A 19,655-nucleotide genomic window follows, 5' to 3' on the forward strand; every position below is an offset into this window, starting at 1 on the left:
TTTTTTAGACGCTTTCATTTCTTTGACTATCTTTACAGAATGAACGGTTTTCATCTTAGGGATGACGCGTTACCTTTATATGTTACCAAAGTTTTCAAAACATATTGAAAATTAAGAATTATTAACAACTGATGGACATTGCGGCGAACTCATGAAAACAACCCCTTTCCTGACCAGACTCACGCCTTTCTCTGTAGGTACGGTATTGCTTGTTGGTTTGGTGCCATTCACCTATGCGGAACCGTTGCCTGCGGTGCCGCAAATCGACGCCAAAGCCTTTATCCTGATGGATCACGCCAGCGGTAAGGTGTTGGCGGAGAGCAATGCTGACGAACGCCTTGATCCTGCCAGCTTGACCAAAATCATGGCGAGCTATGTGGTTGGGCAGGCGATAAAATCCGGTAAAATTCGCCCGACGGATGAAGTGACTGTCGGAAAAGATGCCTGGGCAACCGGTAATCCGGCGTTACGCGGATCGTCGCTGATGTTCCTCAAGCCGGGCGACCGTATCCCTGTTTCTGAGTTAAATAAAGGCATTGTCATTCAGTCAGGTAATGATGCCAGCATCGCGCTAGCGGATTACGTAGCGGGCAGTCAGGATGCGTTTGTCAGCCTGATGAACAATTATGCGAAAGCGCTTAACCTGACAAATACGCATTTCCTTACCGTGCATGGCCTCGATGCAGTAGGGCAGTACAGCACGGCGCGCGATATGGCGCTGTTAGGGCAGGCGCTGATCCGAGACGTGCCAGAAGAGTACGCGCTGCACAAGGAAAAAGAGTTCACCTTCAATAACATTCGTCAGCCTAACCGCAACCGCCTGCTGTGGAGCACCAATCTGAATGTGGACGGCGTAAAAACAGGTCATACCAACGGGGCGGGACATAATCTGGTGGCCTCGGCAACGGAAGGCAATATGCGCCTGATTTCCGTGGTGCTGGGGGCACAAACGGATGCCATTCGCTTCCGTGAGAGTGAAAAATTGCTTACATGGGGTTTCCGCTTTTTTGAAACGGTAACACCTATCAAGGCGGATGCCCCTTTTACCACGCAGCGGGTATGGTTTGGCACCGAGAAAGAAGCGCGGCTTGGCGTAGCGCAGGATGCAGCGTTGACCATCCCCAAAGGGCAGATAAAGAATCTGAAAGCCAACTTCACGCTGAACCAACCGCAACTTTCTGCACCGCTTACCAAGAATCAGGTGGTCGGCACCATCGATTTCCAACTGGACGGAAAAAGCATCGGACAACGCCAACTGGTGGCGATGGATTATATTCCCGAGGCCGGTTTCTTTAGCCGCCTCTGGGATACGGTGATGATGAAGGTGCAGCAGTGGTTTGGTGGCTGGTTCAGTTAATTCCCCGCGTGGATTAACTGAATGTTGTTGTTGGATAAATAGCGTAAGTACTGTTCGTCCGGGGCGCTGTCGGAAATGACGGTATCAAACAGCGTCATCGGGCCAATGCAGGCGCGTTTTATCTTACCGAACTTACTGCTATCTGCCACAATAATGATTCGTTGTGCGGTCGCCATCGCGCGTTGTTTCATGCCCAGCTCGGCAAAGTTAAAGCAGGTCGCTCCCGCGTTAAGCTCAATACCCGCCGCAGAAATAAACGCTTTATTCGGACAGATGCTGTCCAGTTCGCAGCGTTGGTTAAGCGGAGTAAAAATCGCATTATCTGGATGGTATTCCCCGCCGCATAAAACCACGCTACACGCCTTTTTTTCCTGTAATGCCAAAAAGGTGTTCAGCGAATAGCAGATCGCGGTAAAAGGCAGCTCATCAGGTATCGCATCAATGATGAAGGGAATGGTGGTGCCACAATCGAAAAAAACGGTATCGTTTGCCTCCACCAGACAAGAAGCGGCGATCGCGATGGCCTGCTTTTCTTTTACGTGCTTGGTCTGTTGGTCGGAAACAAAATAGTGAGTGGAGCCGTTATTCTTCAGGTCGCTGACAACGTAACCACCGAGCAACATGATGCTGGTGGTATCTGCATTCAGATCGCGGCGCACAGTCATCTCAGATACACCGAGTAGCTGTGCGGCATCTTTAAGATGGAGTTTATCGGTTTTCTTTAATGCCTGAACCAGTCTGCCGATTCGTTCGTCGCGCCGCGTTTCCATAAAATTCCCTGCTAATCAGCTATTTTTGTTGTTAGTAGTTTCCTGCTGCGCCAGCATCACCTGAAACGATAGCAACGCCTGAACTCGTGCCGATACGCGTGGCACCAGCGTCAATCATTCGTTGTGCCGTTTGGCGATCGCGAACCGCGCCAGAGGCTTTTACACCCATCTCGCTGCCGACGGTGTTGCGCATCAGTCGAACGTGTTCTTCGCGTGCACCGCCGGTACTGAAACCGGTAGAGGTTTTAACGAACGCGACATCCAACTGACGGCACATTTCACACACCAGCACAATTTGTTCGTCATCAAGCAGACAGGTTTCCAATATTACCTTCAACGGTATAGCGGCGCAAACCTCACGCACGGCCTGAATATCCGCTTTGACGGCGTCAGTTTTCCCGCTTTTCAGCCAGCCGACGTTAATCACCATGTCGATTTCCTGAGCGCCAGCACCAATGGCGGCCTTGGCTTCAAAAGCTTTACTGGACGTCAGACCGGCCCCGAGAGGGAAACCGATAACGGAGCACACCTGAACCTCCGAGCCTGCCAGTTTTTCGGCGACTAAGGGAACGTAACCGGAATTAACACAGACGGCATAAAAGCGGTGTGCTATCGCTTCCTCGCACAGCGTGATGATTTGCTGCTCGGTAGCATTGGCGGCCAGCAGTGTGTGGTCGATATAGCGTGCGTAGTCAGTCATGGCGAATCCTCGATAATATCGATTAGAAATCAGATAGCGTGATTATGACACTCAATGATTTTTATGTCATAAAAATAACAATAAAAGTAATTTTTGTTATTTAAATAACATTTAATGAAATGAATGTGATAACAAATGTATGAAGATCGGGAAATAGGGTAGAGGTATACTCTAACTAATTCAAATTTCACGACAAAACGTAACGCACATGTAGTTGAAGTATGGCGAGTATAAGCAGAAAAGAAAACGCCCATCGTTCTTGAACCAGAAAGGCGGGAGCGATGGGCTTCCTCAATAAGGGGAATCAAAGAAAAGCAGTGGCACATATTCAGACTGTGAGCCAAAGGAAAAGTTCTGGCCTGTGCGGAAAAAATTCACGATTTCTTACATGTTTTAGCCGGGTAATTCAGGCCAGATTACCACGATAAGTGAACCTGCTAATGTGAGTAGCACGTTAGCGATGGCATAGGTGCCTGCATAACCGAGCGCAGGAATATTACTGCGCGCTGTATCGCTGATGATCTCCATGGCTGGGGCGCAGGTGCGTGCGCCCATCATGGCACCAAACAGCAGCGCACGGTTCATTTTTAGTACATACGCACCGAACAGAAAGCAAATCACCACCGGCACCAGGCTGACAATCAGTCCTGACGTGAGCATCTGGATGCCGACTTCACCCAGGCTGCTGTTGATGGTGCTACCAGCACTCAACCCAACACCTGCCATAAAGACCATCAGGCCAAATTCTTTGACCATATTGAGAGCACCCTGCGGAATATAGCCAAAGGTAGGGTGGTTAGCGCGCAGGAACCCCAGCATGATGCCCGCGAAAAGTAACCCAGCTGCATTACCAATGCCGAATGTGAAATTACTGAATTGGATGGTGATCAGCCCGACCATGATGCCGATAACGAAAAAAGCGCAGAAAGCCAGCAGGTCGGTGACCTGACTGTGAATAGAGATAAACCCGATTCTGTCAGCAATACTTTTCACTCGGCGGGCATCACCGCTGACCTGCAAGACATCGCCTTTATTCAGCACGACGCTATCGTCAATCGGCATTTCGATCTGGCTGCGAACAATACGGTTAAGGAAACAGCCGTGATCGGTCAGTTTCAACTGGCTTAGGCGCTTGCCGACGGCATTGTGATTCTTGACGACAATCTCTTCCGTTACGATGCGCATGTCTAACAAATCGCGGTCGAAAACCTCCTTACCATCACGGAAATTGGAGTTCAGCCGCGAGTGCGCATCGGGGTAGCCGACCAGCGCGATCTCGTCGCCGATTTGCAAAACGGCATCGCCGTCGGGATTTGCCAGAATTCCGTTACGCCGAATGCGCTCGATGTAGCAGCCAGTCTGACGGTAAATTCCCAACTCGCGTAAATTCTTGCCGTCCGCCCAGTCGACTAGCTCAGGTCCGACGCGATAGGCGCGGATCACTGGCAGATACACTTTTCTTTGGCTATCCGGATCCAACCCACGTTCGCGAGCAATTTGCTGTGCACTGGTAGGGAGATCCTGATGCTGGAGTTTAGGTAGGTAGCGTGCACCAAAAATGAGGCTGACCAGCCCGACCAGATACGTCAGCGCATAACCCAGGCTCAGGTGATCTTGTTCAATACCGAGTTGGCTCCCCAGACTGGCGGTATTACGCAACGTGTCACCCGCACCAACCAAGACAGGCGTTGATGTCATAGAACCAGCCAGCATTCCTGCTGTCAGGCCGATTCCCCAGCCAAAGAGTTTTCCTAAGCCTAATGCCAGTAACATGGCGCTACCGACCATCACCAGTGCTAGCATGAAATAATTTTTCCCGTCGCGGAAGAAAATGGAAAAGAAATTCGGCCCGGCTTCCACTCCCACGCAAAAAATAAATAACATAAAACCGAGACTCAGCGCTTCGGTATTAATCGAGAAATGCTGTTGGCCGAGTAATAAAGAAACGACTAAAACGCCAATAGAATTACCGAGTTGTACTGGGCCGAAGCGTAACTTGCCCAGACAGAGTCCTAATGAAAGAACCACGAATAAAAGCAGGATGTAATTCCCGTTTAACAAATCAGCGACGTTTATATTCATGGAATGCAACTTGTTGTTTACCAGTAAGTTCTTGATGTTGTTCATTATAACGGCTAGATTTAGCCATGAAATACATGAATTCCCGTGACGGTATACAATACACGTCAGCTGAAAGGAATCAGCCTCATTAAGTATAATTTATCCGATAAAAATTGTTCAGTGTAATTATTGTTTAATTTAATGATTGTGGTGTCGCTGGTGATGAAATACGGCGGGTTATCGTTTTTTTGTCTATGGACAACCTGTGCGTCGAATAAATCGTAGCGAAGCCTCATGTTTTTCATATCGGGGAATAGAGACACCAATCATTCTTACCATACCGCATGTTTTCGGTATCGGGCCTGATGCAGGTTGGGAGGCATATTGAGAGGGGCGGTTTATGGTACGAAATAAAGGTTGGGTCGGCGCGATTTGTTGTTTTCTATTGTTTACCATTGTGTTTCTAAGTCAAAAAATTGAAGTATCGGATGCTGTTGTGAATGATGGACTGCGCGGGAGCCCGGGTATGTTACTCTTTCTGCTGCCGGGCGTGATTGCCTGTTTTCTTTCTGCACGCGGTCGCTTGCTTTACCCGCTGTTTGGTGCGCTGGCGGCGATGCCTGTATGTTTACTGATGCTCCATTTGTGGAATACGCCGATGCGTTCTTTCTGGCAAGAGCTGGCTTATGTGATGAGTGCGGCCTTTTGGTGCGTATTGGGGGCACTGGGTGTACTGTGTTTACGTAGCCTATATCGACGTTACCTTCGCTGAGTAGATGCTGATCACGCTTCTATAAACGAAAAAAGCGCGGACATTTGCCGCGCTACTGTCTGACCCGTCTGATGATTATGACTGGAACAAGGACAGATGTTCTTTGGCATAGGCTTCAAAATCAGTGCAGCCACCAATGTGTTTTTCATCCAGGAAAATCTGCGGCACGGTTTCAACCGGTTTTCCTACCGTCTTGGACAAATCTTCTTTTGATATACCTTCTGCGTGGATGTCTACATAGCGGAAGCTGAAGTCATCACGCTGCTCGGCCAGTTTCTCTGCCAGTTCTTTCGCACGTACACAATAAGGGCAACCAGGGCGCCCGAAAATTACAGCGAACATGTAAACTCCTTTGTAAAATTAGAAAAATGCTCTCATTCTGGAAACGCATAGCGTGACGCTTGTTGCAGATCAGGTCACGGCCAAAAGTGTTACGGTTAATGAGGTTACTGTGAATTACACTACTATGCCCGCATTCATTGATGAAAAAAAGTGGGCATTACCTGTTACAACGATTTGCTGAAGCTATCTATGATGAAATAACTTTACTGACTGAAGGACGCCAGTGTGACACCAACTATTGATTTGCTACAACGCCACCGTTCTATACGTGCGTTTACGTCTCAGGCCGTGACCGATGAACAACGCCACGCCATCATTACTTCCGCACAGAGTGCCTCCAGCTCCAGCTTTTTACAATGCAGTACGGTTATCCGTATTACCGATCCTGCCGTGCGGGAAACACTCGTTCACTATACTGGCGAGCAAGGCTATGTGGCACAGGCAGCGGAATTTTGGGTCTTTTGTGCCGATTTCCATCGGCATGTCGAGATTTTCCCTCAGGCTGAAACGGGCCTGGCCGAGCAATTGCTGATTGGCTGTGTCGATACCGCTATTATGGCGCAGAATGCACTGGTTGCTGCCGAATCGCTAGGGCTCGGTGGGGTTTTTATCGGTGGGATTCGCAATCGCATTGTTGACGTGACGCAGTTACTGCAATTGCCGACGTTGGTGATACCGCTGTTTGGCTTGTGTCTGGGGCACCCGGACGCCGAACCCATGCTGAAACCGCGCATGCCAACGGCCATGATGTTGCATGAAAATATTTATCAGCCGCTCGACCCTGATGTACTGGCGCAATACGACCAGCAAATGGTGGAATATTACCTGCAACGTACCGGTAGCCGCCGTGAGAGCTGGAGTGAGCACGTTGAACTGACGCTGAAAAAAGAGTTACGTCCATTCATGCTGGACTACTTACATCGACAAGGATGGGCGATACGCTAGTATCGGTAGGATATTTATGAAGATAGCCATTCTGTCTCGCGATGGAGCGTTATATTCCTGCAAACGTCTGCGTGAAGCCGCTGAGGCGCGTAAGCATAGTGTTGAGATTATCGATCCACTTTCTTGCTATATGAATATTAATTCGGCGGCGCCGTCGGTGCATTACCGTGGACGTCGGTTGGATAAATACGATGCGATTATTCCACGTATTGGCTCACAGATTACATTCTATGGCACGGCGGTATTACGCCAGTTTGAAATGTTGGGGAGTTATCCGCTGAATAATTCTGTTGCGGTGATTCGCGCCCGTGACAAACTTCATTCACTGCAACTGCTTGCCCGCGAAGGGATTGATCTGCCAATTACTGGCTTTGCCCACTCGCCGGATGATACTGGCGATCTGATCGCGATGGTAGGCGGTGCACCGCTGGTCGTGAAATTGGTGGAAGGCACGCAGGGGATTGGCGTTGTATTAGCGGAGACGCGGCAGGCGGCAGAAAGCGTGATTGATGCGTTTCGTGGGCTGAATGCACATATTCTGGTGCAGGAATACGTGCATGAAGCGCAGGGTAAAGATATCCGCTGTCTTGTGATCGGTAATCGAGTGGTTGCGGCAATAGAACGGCAGGCGAAGGCGGGGGAGTTTCGTTCAAATTTGCATCGTGGCGGGTCGGCAAATAACGTGAAAATTACGGCACAGGAGCGTGCGATTGCTATCAAGGCGACGAAAACGCTAGGGCTGAATGTGGCGGGGGTCGATATTTTGCGCGCCGAACGCGGGCCGCTGGTGATGGAAGTGAATGCTTCACCGGGGCTGGAAGGGATTGAAACGACGACCGGTTTCGATATTGCTGGCATGATGATTGAGTTTATTGAGCAAAATACTCAGAAGCGCGTCGCAACATCGACAACAATAAGTAAAAGTTAGCTTTCTGAAACGGAGACTGCGCCGTAAAATACGGCGTTTCTATTGGCGCGTGGCTATTAGGTCGCGTTCGCGGCAGCGATCGTTGTGCAGTAAGGTAAGGAAAACGGGTCGTGGTGCGCTTTTATCATGGCATCGTTGCACAATATTCCGTAAGCTATGTGCCGTTTTTAAGATGGTTTCTGTTTTGAGACTGTTTCTGTTTTAACATCGTTTCTGTATGAACGATGTTCTCTTTTCAATAACGCTGTCTTTACGGTGGCAAGTATGAGGCAAACATGATGGATTCACTCATCGTTCCGGATTTGGCTATGCTACGGCGGTGGCTGGATCAACTGAACATTCTGTATTTCGAATGTGATTCCTGTCAGGCGCTCCATCTTCCTCATATGCAAAATTTTGATGGTGTGTTCGATGCAAAGGTTGATCTGGTGGATAACGTGATCTTGTTTTCCGCACTTGCCGAAGTGAAGCCCAGCGCACTGATTCCTCTGGTCGGCGATCTGAGCCAAATCAATGCCAGTTCCTTGACCGTTAAGGCATTTATCGACGTTCAGGATGATAACCTGCCGAAACTGATTGTTTGCCAGTCGTTTAGTGTTGCCGCAGGCATGACGTTGGAACAATTCAGGCATTTCATGCAGCAATCCGAAGAACAGATCTCAATGGTGATCCTTGAAGCGAGCGCTAATAATCTGCTGTTTATCGGTGAGGAAGAAGAGGGCTCTGCTACGCGAGTCACGACTTCCCATTTGCATTGATACGGTTGCTGCCAACGGCAGCAATTGGTTTTACTTATTTTCCTTTCACCGCCATTTATTCTGGTTATTTCGCCTTATTGCCAGATATTCCTCTTTGTTTGTCGCTAAACGCCTTCATCACATCGACAAAATGTGAATAAATAATCGTTAAAACCCATTTTTTACGTTCAAGTATGGTGTGCATGATGTTGTGGGGTTATGCTTTATTCCTGTAGGCGACAGACTGTCGAATCAGGGCTATGTCTGTGTATGAGCGGATAAAAATCGGTGCATATTCATTCACCGATTGGATATGACGGTACATGCGCAGACATGTTTTGTATCTCCACGATACAGACTTACTCCCACGAATCACCCCCTTGAATGGAGGAAGGAACGGATGTTCACCCAACGTAAAAAATGGCTATCGGGTGTTGTTACCGGCTTGCTGATGGCCGCGTCCGTCACCGCATCTGCGGAAGAGAAAACGCTGCATGTTTATAACTGGTCCGACTATATCGCACCCAACACGTTAGCCAATTTCCAGAAAGAAACCGGCATTAAGGTTGTCTATGATGTGTTTGACTCCAACGAAGTGTTGGAAGGCAAACTCATGGCGGGCAGCACAGGTTTTGATCTGGTAGTGCCTTCAGCCAGCTTCCTTGAGCGTCAGCTCTCAGCGGGAGTTTTTCAGCCATTAGACAAGAGTAAGCTACCGAATTACAAAAATCTGGATCCTGAGCTGATGAAGCTGATTGCTCAGCACGATCCCGATAACCAATATGCCCTGCCTTATCTGTGGGCGACCACGGGTATTGGCTATAACGTCGAGAAAGTCAAAGCGGCGCTGGGTGCCGATGCGCCTGTTGATAGCTGGGATCTGGTGCTGAAGCCAGAGAATCTGGAAAAGCTGAAAAGCTGCGGGGTGTCTTTCCTGGATGCGCCGGAAGAGATCTTTGCCACGGTATTAAACTATCAGGGTAAAGATCCGAACAGCACCAAACCGGGTGATTACAGCACGTCAGCGACCGATCTGTTGCTGAAACTGCGTCCGAGCATTCGTTATTTCCATTCGTCGCAATATATCAACGATCTGGCGAACGGCGACATCTGCGTTGCTGTAGGCTGGGCTGGCGATATCATGCAGGCGGGGAATCGTGCGAAAGAGGCGAAGAACGGCGTCAATATCCAATACAGTATTCCGAAAGAAGGCGCATTGGCATTCTTTGATGTCCTCGCCATCCCGAAAGATGCTAAAAATCTGGATGAAGTCTACGCGTTTCTGGATTACCTGATGAAGCCGGAAGTGATGGCGGAGATCAGTAACCACACCTATTACGCTAGCGGTAATCTGGCATCTTTGCCTTTGGTTAACGAAGAGATTCGTAACAATCCGGGTGTCTACCCACCTGCGGATGTGCGTGCCAAAATGTTTACGCTCAAGGTGCAATCTCCTCAGATTGACCGTACACGTACTCGTGCATGGACTAAAGTTAAGAGCGGTAAATAGCGGCTTTGATCTAATGTGATACCGACTATAAGTCGGGTGCCATCGTGCGCTCTACTTATTGAAGGCGTTAAATGTGGCAAAAAACAGGCGGATAACCCGCCTGTTTGCGCTCTATATTGTGTCACACCGTTGAATGCAAAACGCGTAATCGCGTCGTCAGCGGGGCGACTTGTTCTGCTTTTGCCGGAGATCAATGCGAAGTGAATGACGCGATCCCACGCCCTCAATCAAAACCTCAAAAAGCGGCCACGCCGCTGCTGGAAGTCCGTAACCTGACGAAGTCGTTTGATGGTCAGGCCGCTGTCGATGATGTTAGCCTGACGATTTATAAAGGCGAAATTTTTGCTCTGCTGGGCGCATCTGGCTGTGGGAAATCCACGCTGTTGCGTATGCTGGCAGGTTTTGAGCTCCCCACGCAGGGACAGATTGTTCTGGATGGTCAGGATTTGTCATTGGTGCCGCCTTACCAGCGCCCTATCAATATGATGTTTCAATCTTATGCGCTGTTTCCACACATGACGGTGGAAAAGAATATCGCGTTTGGTTTGAAACAGGACAAGCTACCGCGTGCGGAAATCAAAGATCGTGTAGAAGAGATGCTGTCGCTGGTGCATATGCAGGAGTTTGCCAATCGTAAACCGCATCAACTCTCCGGTGGTCAGCGTCAGCGTGTTGCGTTGGCTCGTAGTCTGGCGAAGCGTCCAAAACTGCTGTTGCTGGATGAACCGATGGGGGCGCTGGACAAGAAACTGCGTGACCGCATGCAGCTTGAAGTCGTCGATATTCTGGAACGCGTTGGTGCAACCTGTGTGATGGTGACGCACGATCAGGAAGAAGCCATGACCATGGCAGGACGTATTGCCATCATGAATCGCGGTAAGTTCGTACAGATTGGCGAGCCGGAAGAGATTTATGAGCACCCGAATACACGTTTCAGCGCAGAATTCATCGGCTCGGTCAATATGTTTGAAGGGATATTGCAGGAGCGCCAGGATGAGGCACTGATTATTAGAAGCCCCGGGTTGGTGCATCCACTGAAGGTGGATTCGGATGTGTCGGTGGTGGATGGCGTACCGGTTTACATTGCGTTGCGTCCTGAAAAAATTATGCTGTGCGAAGAGGTTCCGGCTGACGGCTGTAATTTCGCCGTAGGGGAAGTCGTTCATATCGCCTATCTGGGGGATTTGTCGGTTTACCACGTCAGGCTCAACAGTGGGCAAATCATCAGCGCGCAGCTACAAAATGCCTATCGCTATCGTAAAGGCACACCGACCTGGGGAGATGAGGTTCGGCTGTGTTGGGATGCGGACAGCTGTGTGGTTCTGACGGTGTAGTGAGGAAGAATGCCATGACTTTATTTCCTGAACATCACACGGCGGAACCACCGGGCAAGGCCAGACTTTGGCTGCGTGTGCTAATGGCTCGCTGGCGTCAAAAACACGGGCACAAGCTGGTTATCGCGCTGCCGTATGTATGGCTGCTGCTGCTGTTTATGCTGCCGTTCCTGATCGTGTTCAAAATCAGTTTCGCAGAGATGGCACGTGCAATTCCGCCTTATACCGATCTGGTTTCCTGGATGGACGACAAGCTGGATATTTCCCTGAATCTTGGGAATTACCTGCACTTGTTGGACGATCCGCTGTATTTCGATGCCTATATGCAGTCGCTTCAGGTTGCGGCCGTATCGACGCTGTGCTGCTTGCTTATTGGTTATCCCTTGGCTTGGGCTGTTGCACATAGTAAGCCATCGACACGTAATATCCTGTTATTATTGGTTATTCTTCCATCATGGACGTCGTTTTTGATCCGTGTCTATGCCTGGATGGGGATTCTGAAAAATAACGGCATCCTGAATAACTTCCTACTGTGGCTGGGCGTGATTGATGAACCGCTGATCATTTTGCACACTAATCTGGCGGTTTACATTGGCGTTGTGTATTCCTATTTGCCGTTTATGGTGTTGCCTATCTATACCGCGCTGACGCGGCTGGACTACTCGCTTGTGGAAGCGTCGTTGGATCTGGGCGCGCGGCCGCTAAGAACGTTCTTCAGCGTGATCGTCCCACTCACGAAAGGCGGTATTATTGCGGGTTCGATGCTGGTGTTCATCCCTGCGGTGGGGGAATACGTGATTCCAGAACTGCTCGGTGGACCAGATAGCATTATGATTGGCCGTATTCTGTGGCAGGAATTCTTCAATAACCGAGATTGGCCAGTGGCATCCGCTGTCGCGATCGTCATGTTGTTGCTGTTGATTATGCCGATTATCTGGTTCCATAAACATCAGAGCAAAACTGCGGAGGGTGAAGCGTGAATAATTTACCTGTTGTTCGCTCGCCGTGGCGTATTGTGATTTTGGTTCTGTGTTTTACCTTCCTCTATGCGCCGATGCTGATGCTGGTGATCTATTCGTTCAACAGCTCCAAGCTGGTTACCGTATGGGCAGGGTGGTCGACACGCTGGTATATCGAACTGTTTCACAATACGGCAATGATCAGTGCGGTGCTCTTGAGCCTGACGATTGCCGCCGCATCGGCAACGATGGCCGTGATCCTTGGGACTATCGCTGCTGTCGTCATGGTGCGTTTTGGCCGTTTCCGTGGTGCCAATGGTTTTGCGTTTATGCTGACGGCACCACTGGTGATGCCAGACGTGATTACCGGTCTGTCGCTGCTGTTGCTCTTTGTTGCCTTAGGCCATGCCATTGGGTGGCCAGCGGAAAGGGGCATGTTCACCATCTGGCTGGCGCACGTCACGTTCTGCACCGCGTATGTCACCGTGGTGATCAGTGCGCGCCTGCGTGAACTGGATCGTTCTATTGAAGAAGCGGCGATGGATCTGGGGGCGAACCCGCTCAAAGTCTTCTTCATTATCACGGTGCCGATGATTGCTCCTGCGCTGCTTTCTGGCTGGCTGCTGGCGTTTACACTGTCGCTGGACGATCTGGTTATTGCCAGCTTCGTGGCGGGGCCAGGTTCAACGACGCTGCCTATGTTGGTGTTCTCCAGCGTCAGAATGGGGGTTAATCCACAAATTAACGCCTTGGCTTCCCTGATATTGTTAGTCGTTGGTATTATTGGGTTTATCGCTTGGTGGTTTATGGCGAGAGCAGAGAAGCAGCGCTATCGTGATAGGCAAAAAGCGAGACGTGGCTGATTCGATCTCTCTCTGTAATGTGTGAGCCTCGCGAAGATTTCCAGCAACGCCGCCAGAGTATGGGGGCGTTGCTGTTTTGTATCAGCATCACGTTTTATATTGGCATCGGATTCTATATTGGTGCTGTATTTTTGGCGGGTAAATGCCGCATAAAGGGAGTGCGTTGAAATTCTGTACAAGAAAAAGGAAATGACGCAACGCAAAGTGTATGCCCCGGTGCCCGTGATGGTGGCGGGGATTGCGATTATTGCTACTCGTGTTTTGGGGATTCTGCTGCTTGTCTGGGAGCTCGGGCTCAGCGATTTGAGCTGCTGGATTGGCAGCAACGCGGAAGCCTGGGATTCGACACTGGTATTATTGTTATCGCTCGTTATCGTCGGCATTGAAATTCGCTGTGGTTTTGCCGTTTTGGCGGGCGTGAACTGGGGACGATGGGGCTATGTGGCCTGTCAGGCTGCCGTCGTGTGTTACCTGCTGCTGGCGTCATTCAGTGAATTTATGCCAGCGATATTCCATATTTCAGGGGAAGACAACGCCGCCGTGCTGCACCAACTCCTGTTACAGAAGATCCCGGATCTTCTGGTGATGATTTTGCTATTTCTGCCACGACGCAGTAAGCGTTTTTTTCTGCGCCAGAAATAGGTATGCCTCTCTTATGAGTTAATCTGTCTGCTGGCGTCACCATGAATCAGTAAAAGGTCGCAGGGTGACGCCGCCAGAGTGATATAATCTTTTCATTCTGTATTTCTTCTTATAGTTAGATTGTTTATGCATTGTGCCCGCTACAGCACGGGAACCTGTCGTTCCTGCCAATGGCTGGAAAAAGCCTACCCTCAGCAATTGTCTGATAAGCAGCAGCATCTTGAAGATTTGCTGCAACCGCATGCTGTGCAGCGCTGGCTGCCCGTGCAACCCTCTGAGCAGTCTGGATTTCGTAATAAAGCCAAAATGGTGATAAGTGGTAGCGTGGAACGCCCGCTGCTGGGGATGCTGCATCGCGATGGAACCGCGGTGGATCTCTGCGATTGCCCGCTTTATCCGCCCAGCTTCGCGCCAATTTTCGATGTGCTTAAAGTTTTCATCGCTCGTGCGGGGTTGACGCCTTATAACGTGGAACGCCGCCGTGGAGAATTGAAATACCTGCTGCTGACGGAAAGTACGCAGCACGGTACGTTCATGCTGCGCTTTGTCTTGCGCTCGGAAACCAAGCTGGCGCAGCTGCGAGCTGCATTGCCCTGGCTACAGCAGCAGTTGCCCCAGCTTGAGGTGATATCCGCCAATATCCAGCCCGTGCATCAGGCGATTATGGAAGGGAAAGCGGAGATTATCCTGAGTGACGCTGCGGCACTGGCCGAACAGTTTAATCAGGTGCCGCTGTATATCCGTCCGCAGAGTTTTTTCCAGACGAACCCGCGGGTCGCCGCTGCGCTGTATGCCACGGCACGCGATTGGGTTGCAGAGCTGAATATTACTAGCATGTGGGATCTGTTTTGCGGGGTAGGGGGTTTTGGCCTGCACTGTGTATCCCCTGAGATGCGTTTAACGGGGATCGAAATCAGCGCTGAGGCGATAGCCTGTGCGCGTCGCTCGGCAGAACAGTTAGGGTTGAAGCAGGTGGAGTTTCAGGCACTGGATTCCACGCAGTTCGCGACAGCTAAAGCGGAAATCCCCGATCTGGTGCTGGTCAATCCGCCACGCCGCGGTATCGGTAGCGAACTGTGCGCCTACCTGAGCCGCATGGCACCAGACTATATTCTCTATTCCAGCTGTAACGCTGAAAGCATGGCGAAAGACATGACGGAACTGGCGAATTACCGTGCGCTGCGCGTACAGCTGTTCGACATGTTCCCGCATACGGCGCACTACGAAGTACTGACGTTATTAGTGAAATATCATAGCGAGCAAGAAAGTATATTTGTTAAATAGAGAGGGATTTTATGATTGAATTTTTTATTCTTTTAATTTTCGTAATATTACTCCTTACTTGGAATGTTATGTCCGGTTTTGTTTATAGAAAACCGCTCTTCATGGTCTGTATTGGGTTGCTTTTTAGTTTTATCGGTGCTGTTGTTATCTCTTCGTTAGAAAGGATGGAGCCGCTAGAAATTTTTAAAGATGTAAAGTTATCACTTTCCGTCATTAATTATACCATCGCTGCTGCGGGAGGGAGTTTTATTGCTGGTGGGCTGATGTTGAAAGCTCAACATGCGGCACGAAATGAAAGAATAGCAGCAGAAAGAAGCTTTTATCTTGAAGTCAAACTAATAAATGATCTTATCGAATCTTTTGAAGAGAAAATGAAGCAAGCAGATATCTTAGATGTGGATGAATTTAAAAAAACATTAGTCGATGGGAAAGTTATTCTATATGAAAAAATTCAGGCGCTACAAGATAAGAAGGACAAACTAGATAAGCTCGAATATGAATAAGTAATATAGTCGATGAGCATTGGGTGTTTTTACCACCCAATGCTTGTTTGACCTTATTGCGGGAACCACTTGTCGTTAATCGTTTTGTACGTGCCGTCAGCTTTGATGGCATCCAACGCTTTATTTAACTTCTCCAGCAGTGCTTTGTCATCGGGGCGCACGGCGATGCCCAATCCGGTGCCGAAGTATTCGGCGTCAGTCACATGTTCGCCAACTGTTGCCAGTTCAGGGTTCGTCTTAATCCACTCGTTGACGACGGCGGTATCACCGAATACGCCATCAATACGGCCATTCTTCAGGTCCAGTACCGCATTCTGATAGCTGTCATAAGAGACGGTTTGTACTTCTGGGTGCTTGTCGTGCATGTATTTCTGGTGTGTGGTGCCGTTTTCCATCCCAATACGTTTGCCTTTCATTGCAGCAAAATCGCTGAATTTCCCCTTTTGCGCGATAACCACTGCGGAGTTGGCATAGTAGGGCTGGGTGAACGCCACCTGTTTGCTGCGCTCTGGCGTGATGTCCATACCGGAAATCACGGCGTCATAGCGGCGGAATTTCAGCGCAGGGATCAGACTGTCAAACGCCTGATTGGTGAACGTACAAGTCGCCTGCATTTGTTTGCACAGCGCTTTCGCCAGATCCATATCGAAACCGACAATTTCGTTGCTGGCATCCAGCGACTCAAAGGGCGGGTAAGTGGCGGATGACGCAAAACGGATGGTGTCTGCGGCGGTGGCGCTGACGGTGATTCCTGCCAGTAACGTAGCGAGCACTAATTTTTTCATTACCTACCCCTGTCTGTTTTTCTTATAAGATCATTGCGCGGAAGGATTCCGGCGTCATGGCGATTACCATGCCATTAATTGAATTTTCATGCAATTAAAATGATTAATGAGTCGATTTGTTGCGTGTTTTTACATCAGTAGGCAATAAAAAAGCAGGCTATCAAAGCCTGCTTTCTAAGTGGATAAATACAACAAGGATTAATTACGGCGCTCGAATGCCAGTGAACGACGCTCAACCCAGCGCATCAGCAATGTCAGTAACCCGTTGATGCACAAGTAGATAATCCCTGCGGCACCAAACACCATCACATCATACGTCCGGCCGTACATCAGTTGGCTGTAGCCCATGACTTCCATCAGTGTGATGGTGTAAGCCAGTGACGTACTCTTAAACACCAACACTACTTCATTTGAATAAGAAGACAGTGCGCGTTTAAACGCAAACGGCAGTAAAATACGCAATGTCTGCTTCTGATCCATGCCCAACGCTGCACAGGATTGCCACTGCCCGGCGGGAATCGCTTTTACCGCACCATAGAACAGTTGCGTAGTATACGCTGCGCTATTCAGTGCCAGTGCCACCATCGCACACAGCCACGGCTGTGAAAGCAGGTTCCACAGCCAGGGGATTTGCTGGATAGAGGTAAATTGCCCTGGGCCGTAGTAAATCAGGAAGATTTGCACCAGCAGCGGCGTACCGGTAAACAGCGTAATGTAACCTTTCGCCAACAGCGATATGACAGGCGTTTTGAGCGTCAGCACGACCGTCAGCAGCAGTGATAACGCCAGCGCTACGATGATGGAAACGGCAGTTAAGGTCAGGCTGGTATGCAGACCTTTTACTAGCTCAGGTAAATAAGCGAGCATCAGGAAGGCCTCCGCTCAAAACGCGTGGTGCGCAGTTCAATGCGTTTCAGCACATACTGACTTAACAGCGTAATAATCAAATAGATCGCCGCCGCGACAACGTACCAGGTGAAGGGCTCCTGCGTCCGTGTCGCAATACTTTTGGTTTGCAGCATCAAATCGTTCACGCTGATCAGCGACACCAGCGCGGTATCTTTCAGCAAGACCAGCCACTGATTGCCTAATCCCGGCAGGGCGTGACGCCACATCTGCGGCATGATCAGACGGAAAAAGATCGCGGATTTACTGAGCCCCAGCGCCTGACCCGATTCCCATTGCCCTTGCGGGACGGCTTTGAGCGCGCCGCGCAGCGTTTGGGAGGCGTAGGCCGCATACAGCAGCGCCAGCGCAATCACGCCGCACAGGAATGGGCTGACTTCAAACATGCCGATATCCAGTTTTACCGGAATCTGCACGATGACGAGATTCAGGGTAAACCCGTCTGCCAGTATCATCAGCAACTGAGAAGAGCCGAAATAGATGAACAGCACGACCAGAATTTCTGGCAGGCCGCGCAACAGCGTCACGACGGCGGTTCCCGTCCAGCTCACGGCTTTCCAGCGGACAGTTTCCCAAACGGCAAACAGCATCGCCAGCGCGAGGCCGAGCACCAGTGCACAAACGGCAAGGCCGACGGTCATCCCGGCGGCGCTTGCAAGAGGTTGAAATTCAATCATTGCGCGTCAGATTATTGCTGGAACCATTTTTTGTAGATGGTCTCGTAAGTGCCATCCTGCTTGATTTTGTTGAGCGCATCGTTGAATTTTTTCAACAGCTCATCGTTATTCTGACGTACCGCGATGCCCAGACCGATACCGAAGTAGTCTTTATCCGTCACGCTTTGACCGACAGAGGCCAACGTATCGTTCTGCTTCAGCCATTCGTTGACCACGGCGGTATCACCGAACACGGCATCCAGACGACCATTCTTCAGATCCAATACCGCATTCTGGTAGCTGTCGTAAGGCACCGCGGTGATTTCAGGGTGCTTTTCCAGCAGGTATTTCTGATGGGTGCTACCATTCTGCATCCCTACGCGTTTGCCTTTCAGCGCCGCCATGTCGGCGACTTTCCCTTTTTGGGCGATGAACAGAGCAGAGTTGTCATAATAAGGTTGTGTGAATGACACCTGCTGCTGACGTTCAGGCGTAATATCCATCCCAGAGATAACGGCTTCAAAACGACGGAACTTCAGACCGGGAATCAGGCTGTCAAACGCCTGATTGCTGAACGTGCAGGTCGCTTGCATTTCTTTGCACAGTGCATTAGCCAGATCGATATCGAAACCTTGGATCTGGTTATTCGCATCGACAAATTCGAACGGAGGGTAGGACGCTTCGGTCGCGAAACGGATGGTGTCTGCGGCGTTTGCGGATACGGCACCAGCGGCGAATAAGGCTGCAATAATCAATTTTTTCATTATCATTTTCCTGATAGTAATCAATGTGACAAATAACCAGCGAATTCAGGCGTCTGCGGCTGGGTAAAATGCGTCGCATCCCCTTGTTCAACGATGCGGCCATTTTCCATATAAACGACTCGGCTGGCCGTTTTACGGGCAAATTCGACTTCGTGGGTCACAATCACCTGCGTAATGCCAGTTTCTGCCAATTCACGGATGATGTTGACGACCTGAGCAGTAATTTCCGGGTCCAACGCGGCAGTGGGTTCATCAAATAGCAGAACTTGAGGTTCCATCATCAGTGCGCGCGCAATCGCGACACGCTGTTGCTGCCCGCCAGAAAGATGAAGCGGGAAGCGATCGGCAAAGTCATTGAGGCGCAGGCGCGTCAGCAGTTTGTCCGCCCGCGCTTTCGCTTCTTCTTTACTCAGCCCCAGCACGCGGCAGGGCGCTTCGATCAGGTTCTGCACCACGGTCAAATGCGGCCACAAATTATATTGCTGGAACACCATTCCGACGTTCTGACGCAATTCACGGATCGCGCCGTCGGATGGCGTGTGCTGAAAATCAAACTGATTACCGGCGATGGAAAGCGTGCCAGAACGTGGCATTTCCAACAGATTAAGAACGCGTATCAACGAGCTTTTGCCCGCACCGCTGGGACCAAGGAGCACTAGCGTTTCACCCGCAGGACAATCGAGGGTGATATCAAATAGCGCCTGGTATGTGCCGTAGAAACAGTTAATGCCGTTTAGTTGAATACTCATGCGTAAGAATTGAATAGACATTGATGCGGCGAATGTTAACGTTGGCAGAATAGTTATGCAATCACCGTGGGTTAAAATTTGCCAATAA

The 19,655-nt window shown here is 49.9% G+C and carries 21 protein-coding genes; 12 read left to right on the forward strand and 9 right to left on the reverse strand.

Annotated features, from left to right (window positions below; translation table 11 throughout):
• The first annotated feature begins 151 nt into the window (after positions 1 to 151).
• On the forward strand, positions 152 to 1,357 hold the full coding sequence (locus AACH44_RS08565) for a serine hydrolase (RefSeq protein WP_261849159.1): 1,206 nt from the start codon (positions 152 to 154) through the stop codon (positions 1,355 to 1,357).
• On the opposite strand, the gene deoR is transcribed toward AACH44_RS08565, so the two are convergent.
• The 3 genes from deoR to AACH44_RS08580 all read right to left on the reverse strand — a co-directional run bounded on the left by deoR (position 1,354) and on the right by AACH44_RS08580 (position 4,909).
• Positions 1,354 to 2,127 carry a DNA-binding transcriptional repressor DeoR gene (gene deoR / locus AACH44_RS08570; RefSeq protein ID WP_261849160.1) on the reverse strand — a complete coding sequence of 258 codons (774 nt, stop codon included), beginning with the start codon at positions 2,125 to 2,127 and terminating at the stop codon, positions 1,354 to 1,356. The genes AACH44_RS08565 and deoR overlap by 4 nt on opposite strands.
• Positions 2,128 to 2,158: 31 nt before the next feature.
• Positions 2,159 to 2,827, reverse strand: a complete 669-nt coding sequence (gene deoC, locus AACH44_RS08575; protein ID WP_261849161.1) for a deoxyribose-phosphate aldolase — start codon at positions 2,825 to 2,827, stop codon at positions 2,159 to 2,161.
• 393 nt (positions 2,828 to 3,220) lie between these two features.
• On the reverse strand, positions 3,221 to 4,909 hold the full coding sequence (locus AACH44_RS08580) for an aspartate:alanine antiporter (protein ID WP_261849162.1): 1,689 nt from the start codon (positions 4,907 to 4,909) through the stop codon (positions 3,221 to 3,223).
• 379 nt (positions 4,910 to 5,288) lie between these two features.
• On the opposite strand from AACH44_RS08580, the gene AACH44_RS08585 reads away from it, so the two are divergent.
• Positions 5,289 to 5,660, forward strand: a complete 372-nt coding sequence (locus tag AACH44_RS08585; RefSeq protein WP_261849163.1) for an inner membrane protein YbjM — start codon at positions 5,289 to 5,291, stop codon at positions 5,658 to 5,660.
• Between the two features lie 75 nt (positions 5,661 to 5,735).
• Here AACH44_RS08585 and AACH44_RS08590 read toward each other — a convergent pair whose 3' ends face one another.
• Positions 5,736 to 6,002: a GrxA family glutaredoxin gene (locus AACH44_RS08590; RefSeq protein ID WP_261849164.1), complete on the reverse strand. Its 267-nt coding sequence runs from the start codon at positions 6,000 to 6,002 to the stop codon at positions 5,736 to 5,738.
• 225 nt (positions 6,003 to 6,227) lie between these two features.
• Here AACH44_RS08590 and nfsA point away from each other — a divergent pair, with 225 nt between their 5' ends.
• The 10 genes from nfsA (at position 6,228) to AACH44_RS08640 (ending at position 15,707) form a co-directional block, all read left to right on the forward strand.
• Entirely contained in the window at positions 6,228 to 6,947 is a 720-nt protein-coding gene (gene nfsA / locus AACH44_RS08595; protein ID WP_261849165.1) for an oxygen-insensitive NADPH nitroreductase, read from the forward strand.
• A gap of 16 nt (positions 6,948 to 6,963) precedes the next feature.
• Entirely contained in the window at positions 6,964 to 7,875 is a 912-nt protein-coding gene (gene rimK / locus AACH44_RS08600; RefSeq protein ID WP_261849166.1) for a 30S ribosomal protein S6--L-glutamate ligase, read from the forward strand.
• Positions 7,876 to 8,153: 278 nt separating this feature from the next.
• A complete protein-coding gene (locus tag AACH44_RS08605; RefSeq protein ID WP_261849224.1) occupies positions 8,154 to 8,633 on the forward strand; it encodes a YbjN domain-containing protein in 480 nt (159 codons plus the stop codon).
• Between the two features lie 379 nt (positions 8,634 to 9,012).
• A complete protein-coding gene (potF, locus tag AACH44_RS08610; protein ID WP_261849167.1) occupies positions 9,013 to 10,122 on the forward strand; it encodes a spermidine/putrescine ABC transporter substrate-binding protein PotF in 1,110 nt (369 codons plus the stop codon).
• Between the two features lie 200 nt (positions 10,123 to 10,322).
• A complete protein-coding gene (potG, locus tag AACH44_RS08615) occupies positions 10,323 to 11,456 on the forward strand; it encodes a putrescine ABC transporter ATP-binding subunit PotG (protein WP_261849168.1) in 1,134 nt (377 codons plus the stop codon).
• 14 nt (positions 11,457 to 11,470) lie between these two features.
• A complete protein-coding gene (potH, locus tag AACH44_RS08620; RefSeq protein ID WP_261849169.1) occupies positions 11,471 to 12,436 on the forward strand; it encodes a putrescine ABC transporter permease PotH in 966 nt (321 codons plus the stop codon).
• Positions 12,433 to 13,278, forward strand: coding sequence for a putrescine ABC transporter permease PotI (gene potI / locus AACH44_RS08625; protein ID WP_261849170.1), 846 nt, complete (start codon positions 12,433 to 12,435; stop codon positions 13,276 to 13,278). The genes potH and potI overlap by 4 nt, the downstream gene beginning before the upstream one ends.
• 189 nt (positions 13,279 to 13,467) lie before the next feature.
• Positions 13,468 to 13,920 carry a YbjO family protein gene (locus tag AACH44_RS08630; protein WP_261849171.1) on the forward strand — a complete coding sequence of 151 codons (453 nt, stop codon included), beginning with the start codon at positions 13,468 to 13,470 and terminating at the stop codon, positions 13,918 to 13,920.
• A 126-nt stretch (positions 13,921 to 14,046) separates the two neighbouring features.
• Positions 14,047 to 15,204, forward strand: coding sequence for a 23S rRNA (uracil(747)-C(5))-methyltransferase RlmC (gene rlmC, locus AACH44_RS08635; RefSeq protein ID WP_261849172.1), 1,158 nt, complete (start codon positions 14,047 to 14,049; stop codon positions 15,202 to 15,204).
• 11 nt (positions 15,205 to 15,215) lie between these two features.
• Positions 15,216 to 15,707, forward strand: coding sequence for a hypothetical protein (locus tag AACH44_RS08640; protein WP_261849173.1), 492 nt, complete (start codon positions 15,216 to 15,218; stop codon positions 15,705 to 15,707).
• Between the two features lie 53 nt (positions 15,708 to 15,760).
• Here the strand turns inward: AACH44_RS08640 and artJ (AACH44_RS08645) are convergent, their stop codons facing one another.
• The 5 genes from artJ (AACH44_RS08645) to artP form a co-directional block, all read right to left on the reverse strand.
• Positions 15,761 to 16,492, reverse strand: a complete 732-nt coding sequence (gene artJ, locus AACH44_RS08645; RefSeq protein ID WP_261849174.1) for an arginine ABC transporter substrate-binding protein — start codon at positions 16,490 to 16,492, stop codon at positions 15,761 to 15,763.
• Positions 16,493 to 16,690: 198 nt separating this feature from the next.
• The gene (artM, locus tag AACH44_RS08650) at positions 16,691 to 17,359 is read right to left on the reverse strand and encodes an arginine ABC transporter permease ArtM (protein WP_261849175.1); all 669 of its coding nucleotides are present in this window, start codon (positions 17,357 to 17,359) and stop codon (positions 16,691 to 16,693) included.
• A complete protein-coding gene (gene artQ / locus AACH44_RS08655) occupies positions 17,359 to 18,075 on the reverse strand; it encodes an arginine ABC transporter permease ArtQ (protein ID WP_261849176.1) in 717 nt (238 codons plus the stop codon). The genes artM and artQ overlap by 1 nt, the downstream gene beginning before the upstream one ends.
• A gap of 11 nt (positions 18,076 to 18,086) precedes the next feature.
• Complete coding sequence (gene artJ, locus AACH44_RS08660) at positions 18,087 to 18,818, reverse strand: arginine ABC transporter substrate-binding protein (RefSeq protein ID WP_261849177.1); 732 nt, start codon at positions 18,816 to 18,818, stop codon at positions 18,087 to 18,089.
• Between the two features lie 20 nt (positions 18,819 to 18,838).
• Positions 18,839 to 19,567 carry an arginine ABC transporter ATP-binding protein ArtP gene (gene artP, locus AACH44_RS08665; protein ID WP_261849178.1) on the reverse strand — a complete coding sequence of 243 codons (729 nt, stop codon included), beginning with the start codon at positions 19,565 to 19,567 and terminating at the stop codon, positions 18,839 to 18,841.
• Positions 19,568 to 19,655 lie beyond the last annotated feature (88 nt).

The organism is Pectobacterium araliae (assembly GCF_037076465.1).
Classification (GTDB): Bacteria; Pseudomonadota; Gammaproteobacteria; order Enterobacterales; family Enterobacteriaceae; genus Pectobacterium; species Pectobacterium araliae.

Excerpts from the sequence above, each read along its gene's own strand:
- AACH44_RS08640 (WP_261849173.1), top strand. The coding sequence starts at position 15,216 with ATGATTGAATTTTTTATTCTTTTAATTTTCGTAATATTACTCCTTACT.
- deoC (WP_261849161.1), bottom strand. The coding sequence starts at position 2,827 with ATGACTGACTACGCACGCTATATCGACCACACACTGCTGGCCGCCAAT.
- rimK (WP_261849166.1), top strand. The coding sequence starts at position 6,964 with ATGAAGATAGCCATTCTGTCTCGCGATGGAGCGTTATATTCCTGCAAA.
- AACH44_RS08590 (WP_261849164.1), bottom strand. The coding sequence starts at position 6,002 with ATGTTCGCTGTAATTTTCGGGCGCCCTGGTTGCCCTTATTGTGTACGT.
- AACH44_RS08605 (WP_261849224.1), top strand. The coding sequence starts at position 8,154 with ATGGATTCACTCATCGTTCCGGATTTGGCTATGCTACGGCGGTGGCTG.
- artJ (WP_261849174.1), bottom strand. The coding sequence starts at position 16,492 with ATGAAAAAATTAGTGCTCGCTACGTTACTGGCAGGAATCACCGTCAGC.
- AACH44_RS08580 (WP_261849162.1), bottom strand. The coding sequence starts at position 4,909 with ATGAATATAAACGTCGCTGATTTGTTAAACGGGAATTACATCCTGCTT.
- deoR (WP_261849160.1), bottom strand. The coding sequence starts at position 2,127 with ATGGAAACGCGGCGCGACGAACGAATCGGCAGACTGGTTCAGGCATTA.
- artP (WP_261849178.1), bottom strand. The coding sequence starts at position 19,567 with ATGAGTATTCAACTAAACGGCATTAACTGTTTCTACGGCACATACCAG.
- AACH44_RS08585 (WP_261849163.1), top strand. The coding sequence starts at position 5,289 with ATGGTACGAAATAAAGGTTGGGTCGGCGCGATTTGTTGTTTTCTATTG.
- potH (WP_261849169.1), top strand. The coding sequence starts at position 11,471 with ATGACTTTATTTCCTGAACATCACACGGCGGAACCACCGGGCAAGGCC.
- artM (WP_261849175.1), bottom strand. The coding sequence starts at position 17,359 with ATGCTCGCTTATTTACCTGAGCTAGTAAAAGGTCTGCATACCAGCCTG.
- AACH44_RS08565 (WP_261849159.1), top strand. The coding sequence starts at position 152 with ATGAAAACAACCCCTTTCCTGACCAGACTCACGCCTTTCTCTGTAGGT.
- AACH44_RS08630 (WP_261849171.1), top strand. The coding sequence starts at position 13,468 with ATGACGCAACGCAAAGTGTATGCCCCGGTGCCCGTGATGGTGGCGGGG.
- rlmC (WP_261849172.1), top strand. The coding sequence starts at position 14,047 with ATGCATTGTGCCCGCTACAGCACGGGAACCTGTCGTTCCTGCCAATGG.
- artQ (WP_261849176.1), bottom strand. The coding sequence starts at position 18,075 with ATGATTGAATTTCAACCTCTTGCAAGCGCCGCCGGGATGACCGTCGGC.
- artJ (WP_261849177.1), bottom strand. The coding sequence starts at position 18,818 with ATGAAAAAATTGATTATTGCAGCCTTATTCGCCGCTGGTGCCGTATCC.
- potF (WP_261849167.1), top strand. The coding sequence starts at position 9,013 with ATGTTCACCCAACGTAAAAAATGGCTATCGGGTGTTGTTACCGGCTTG.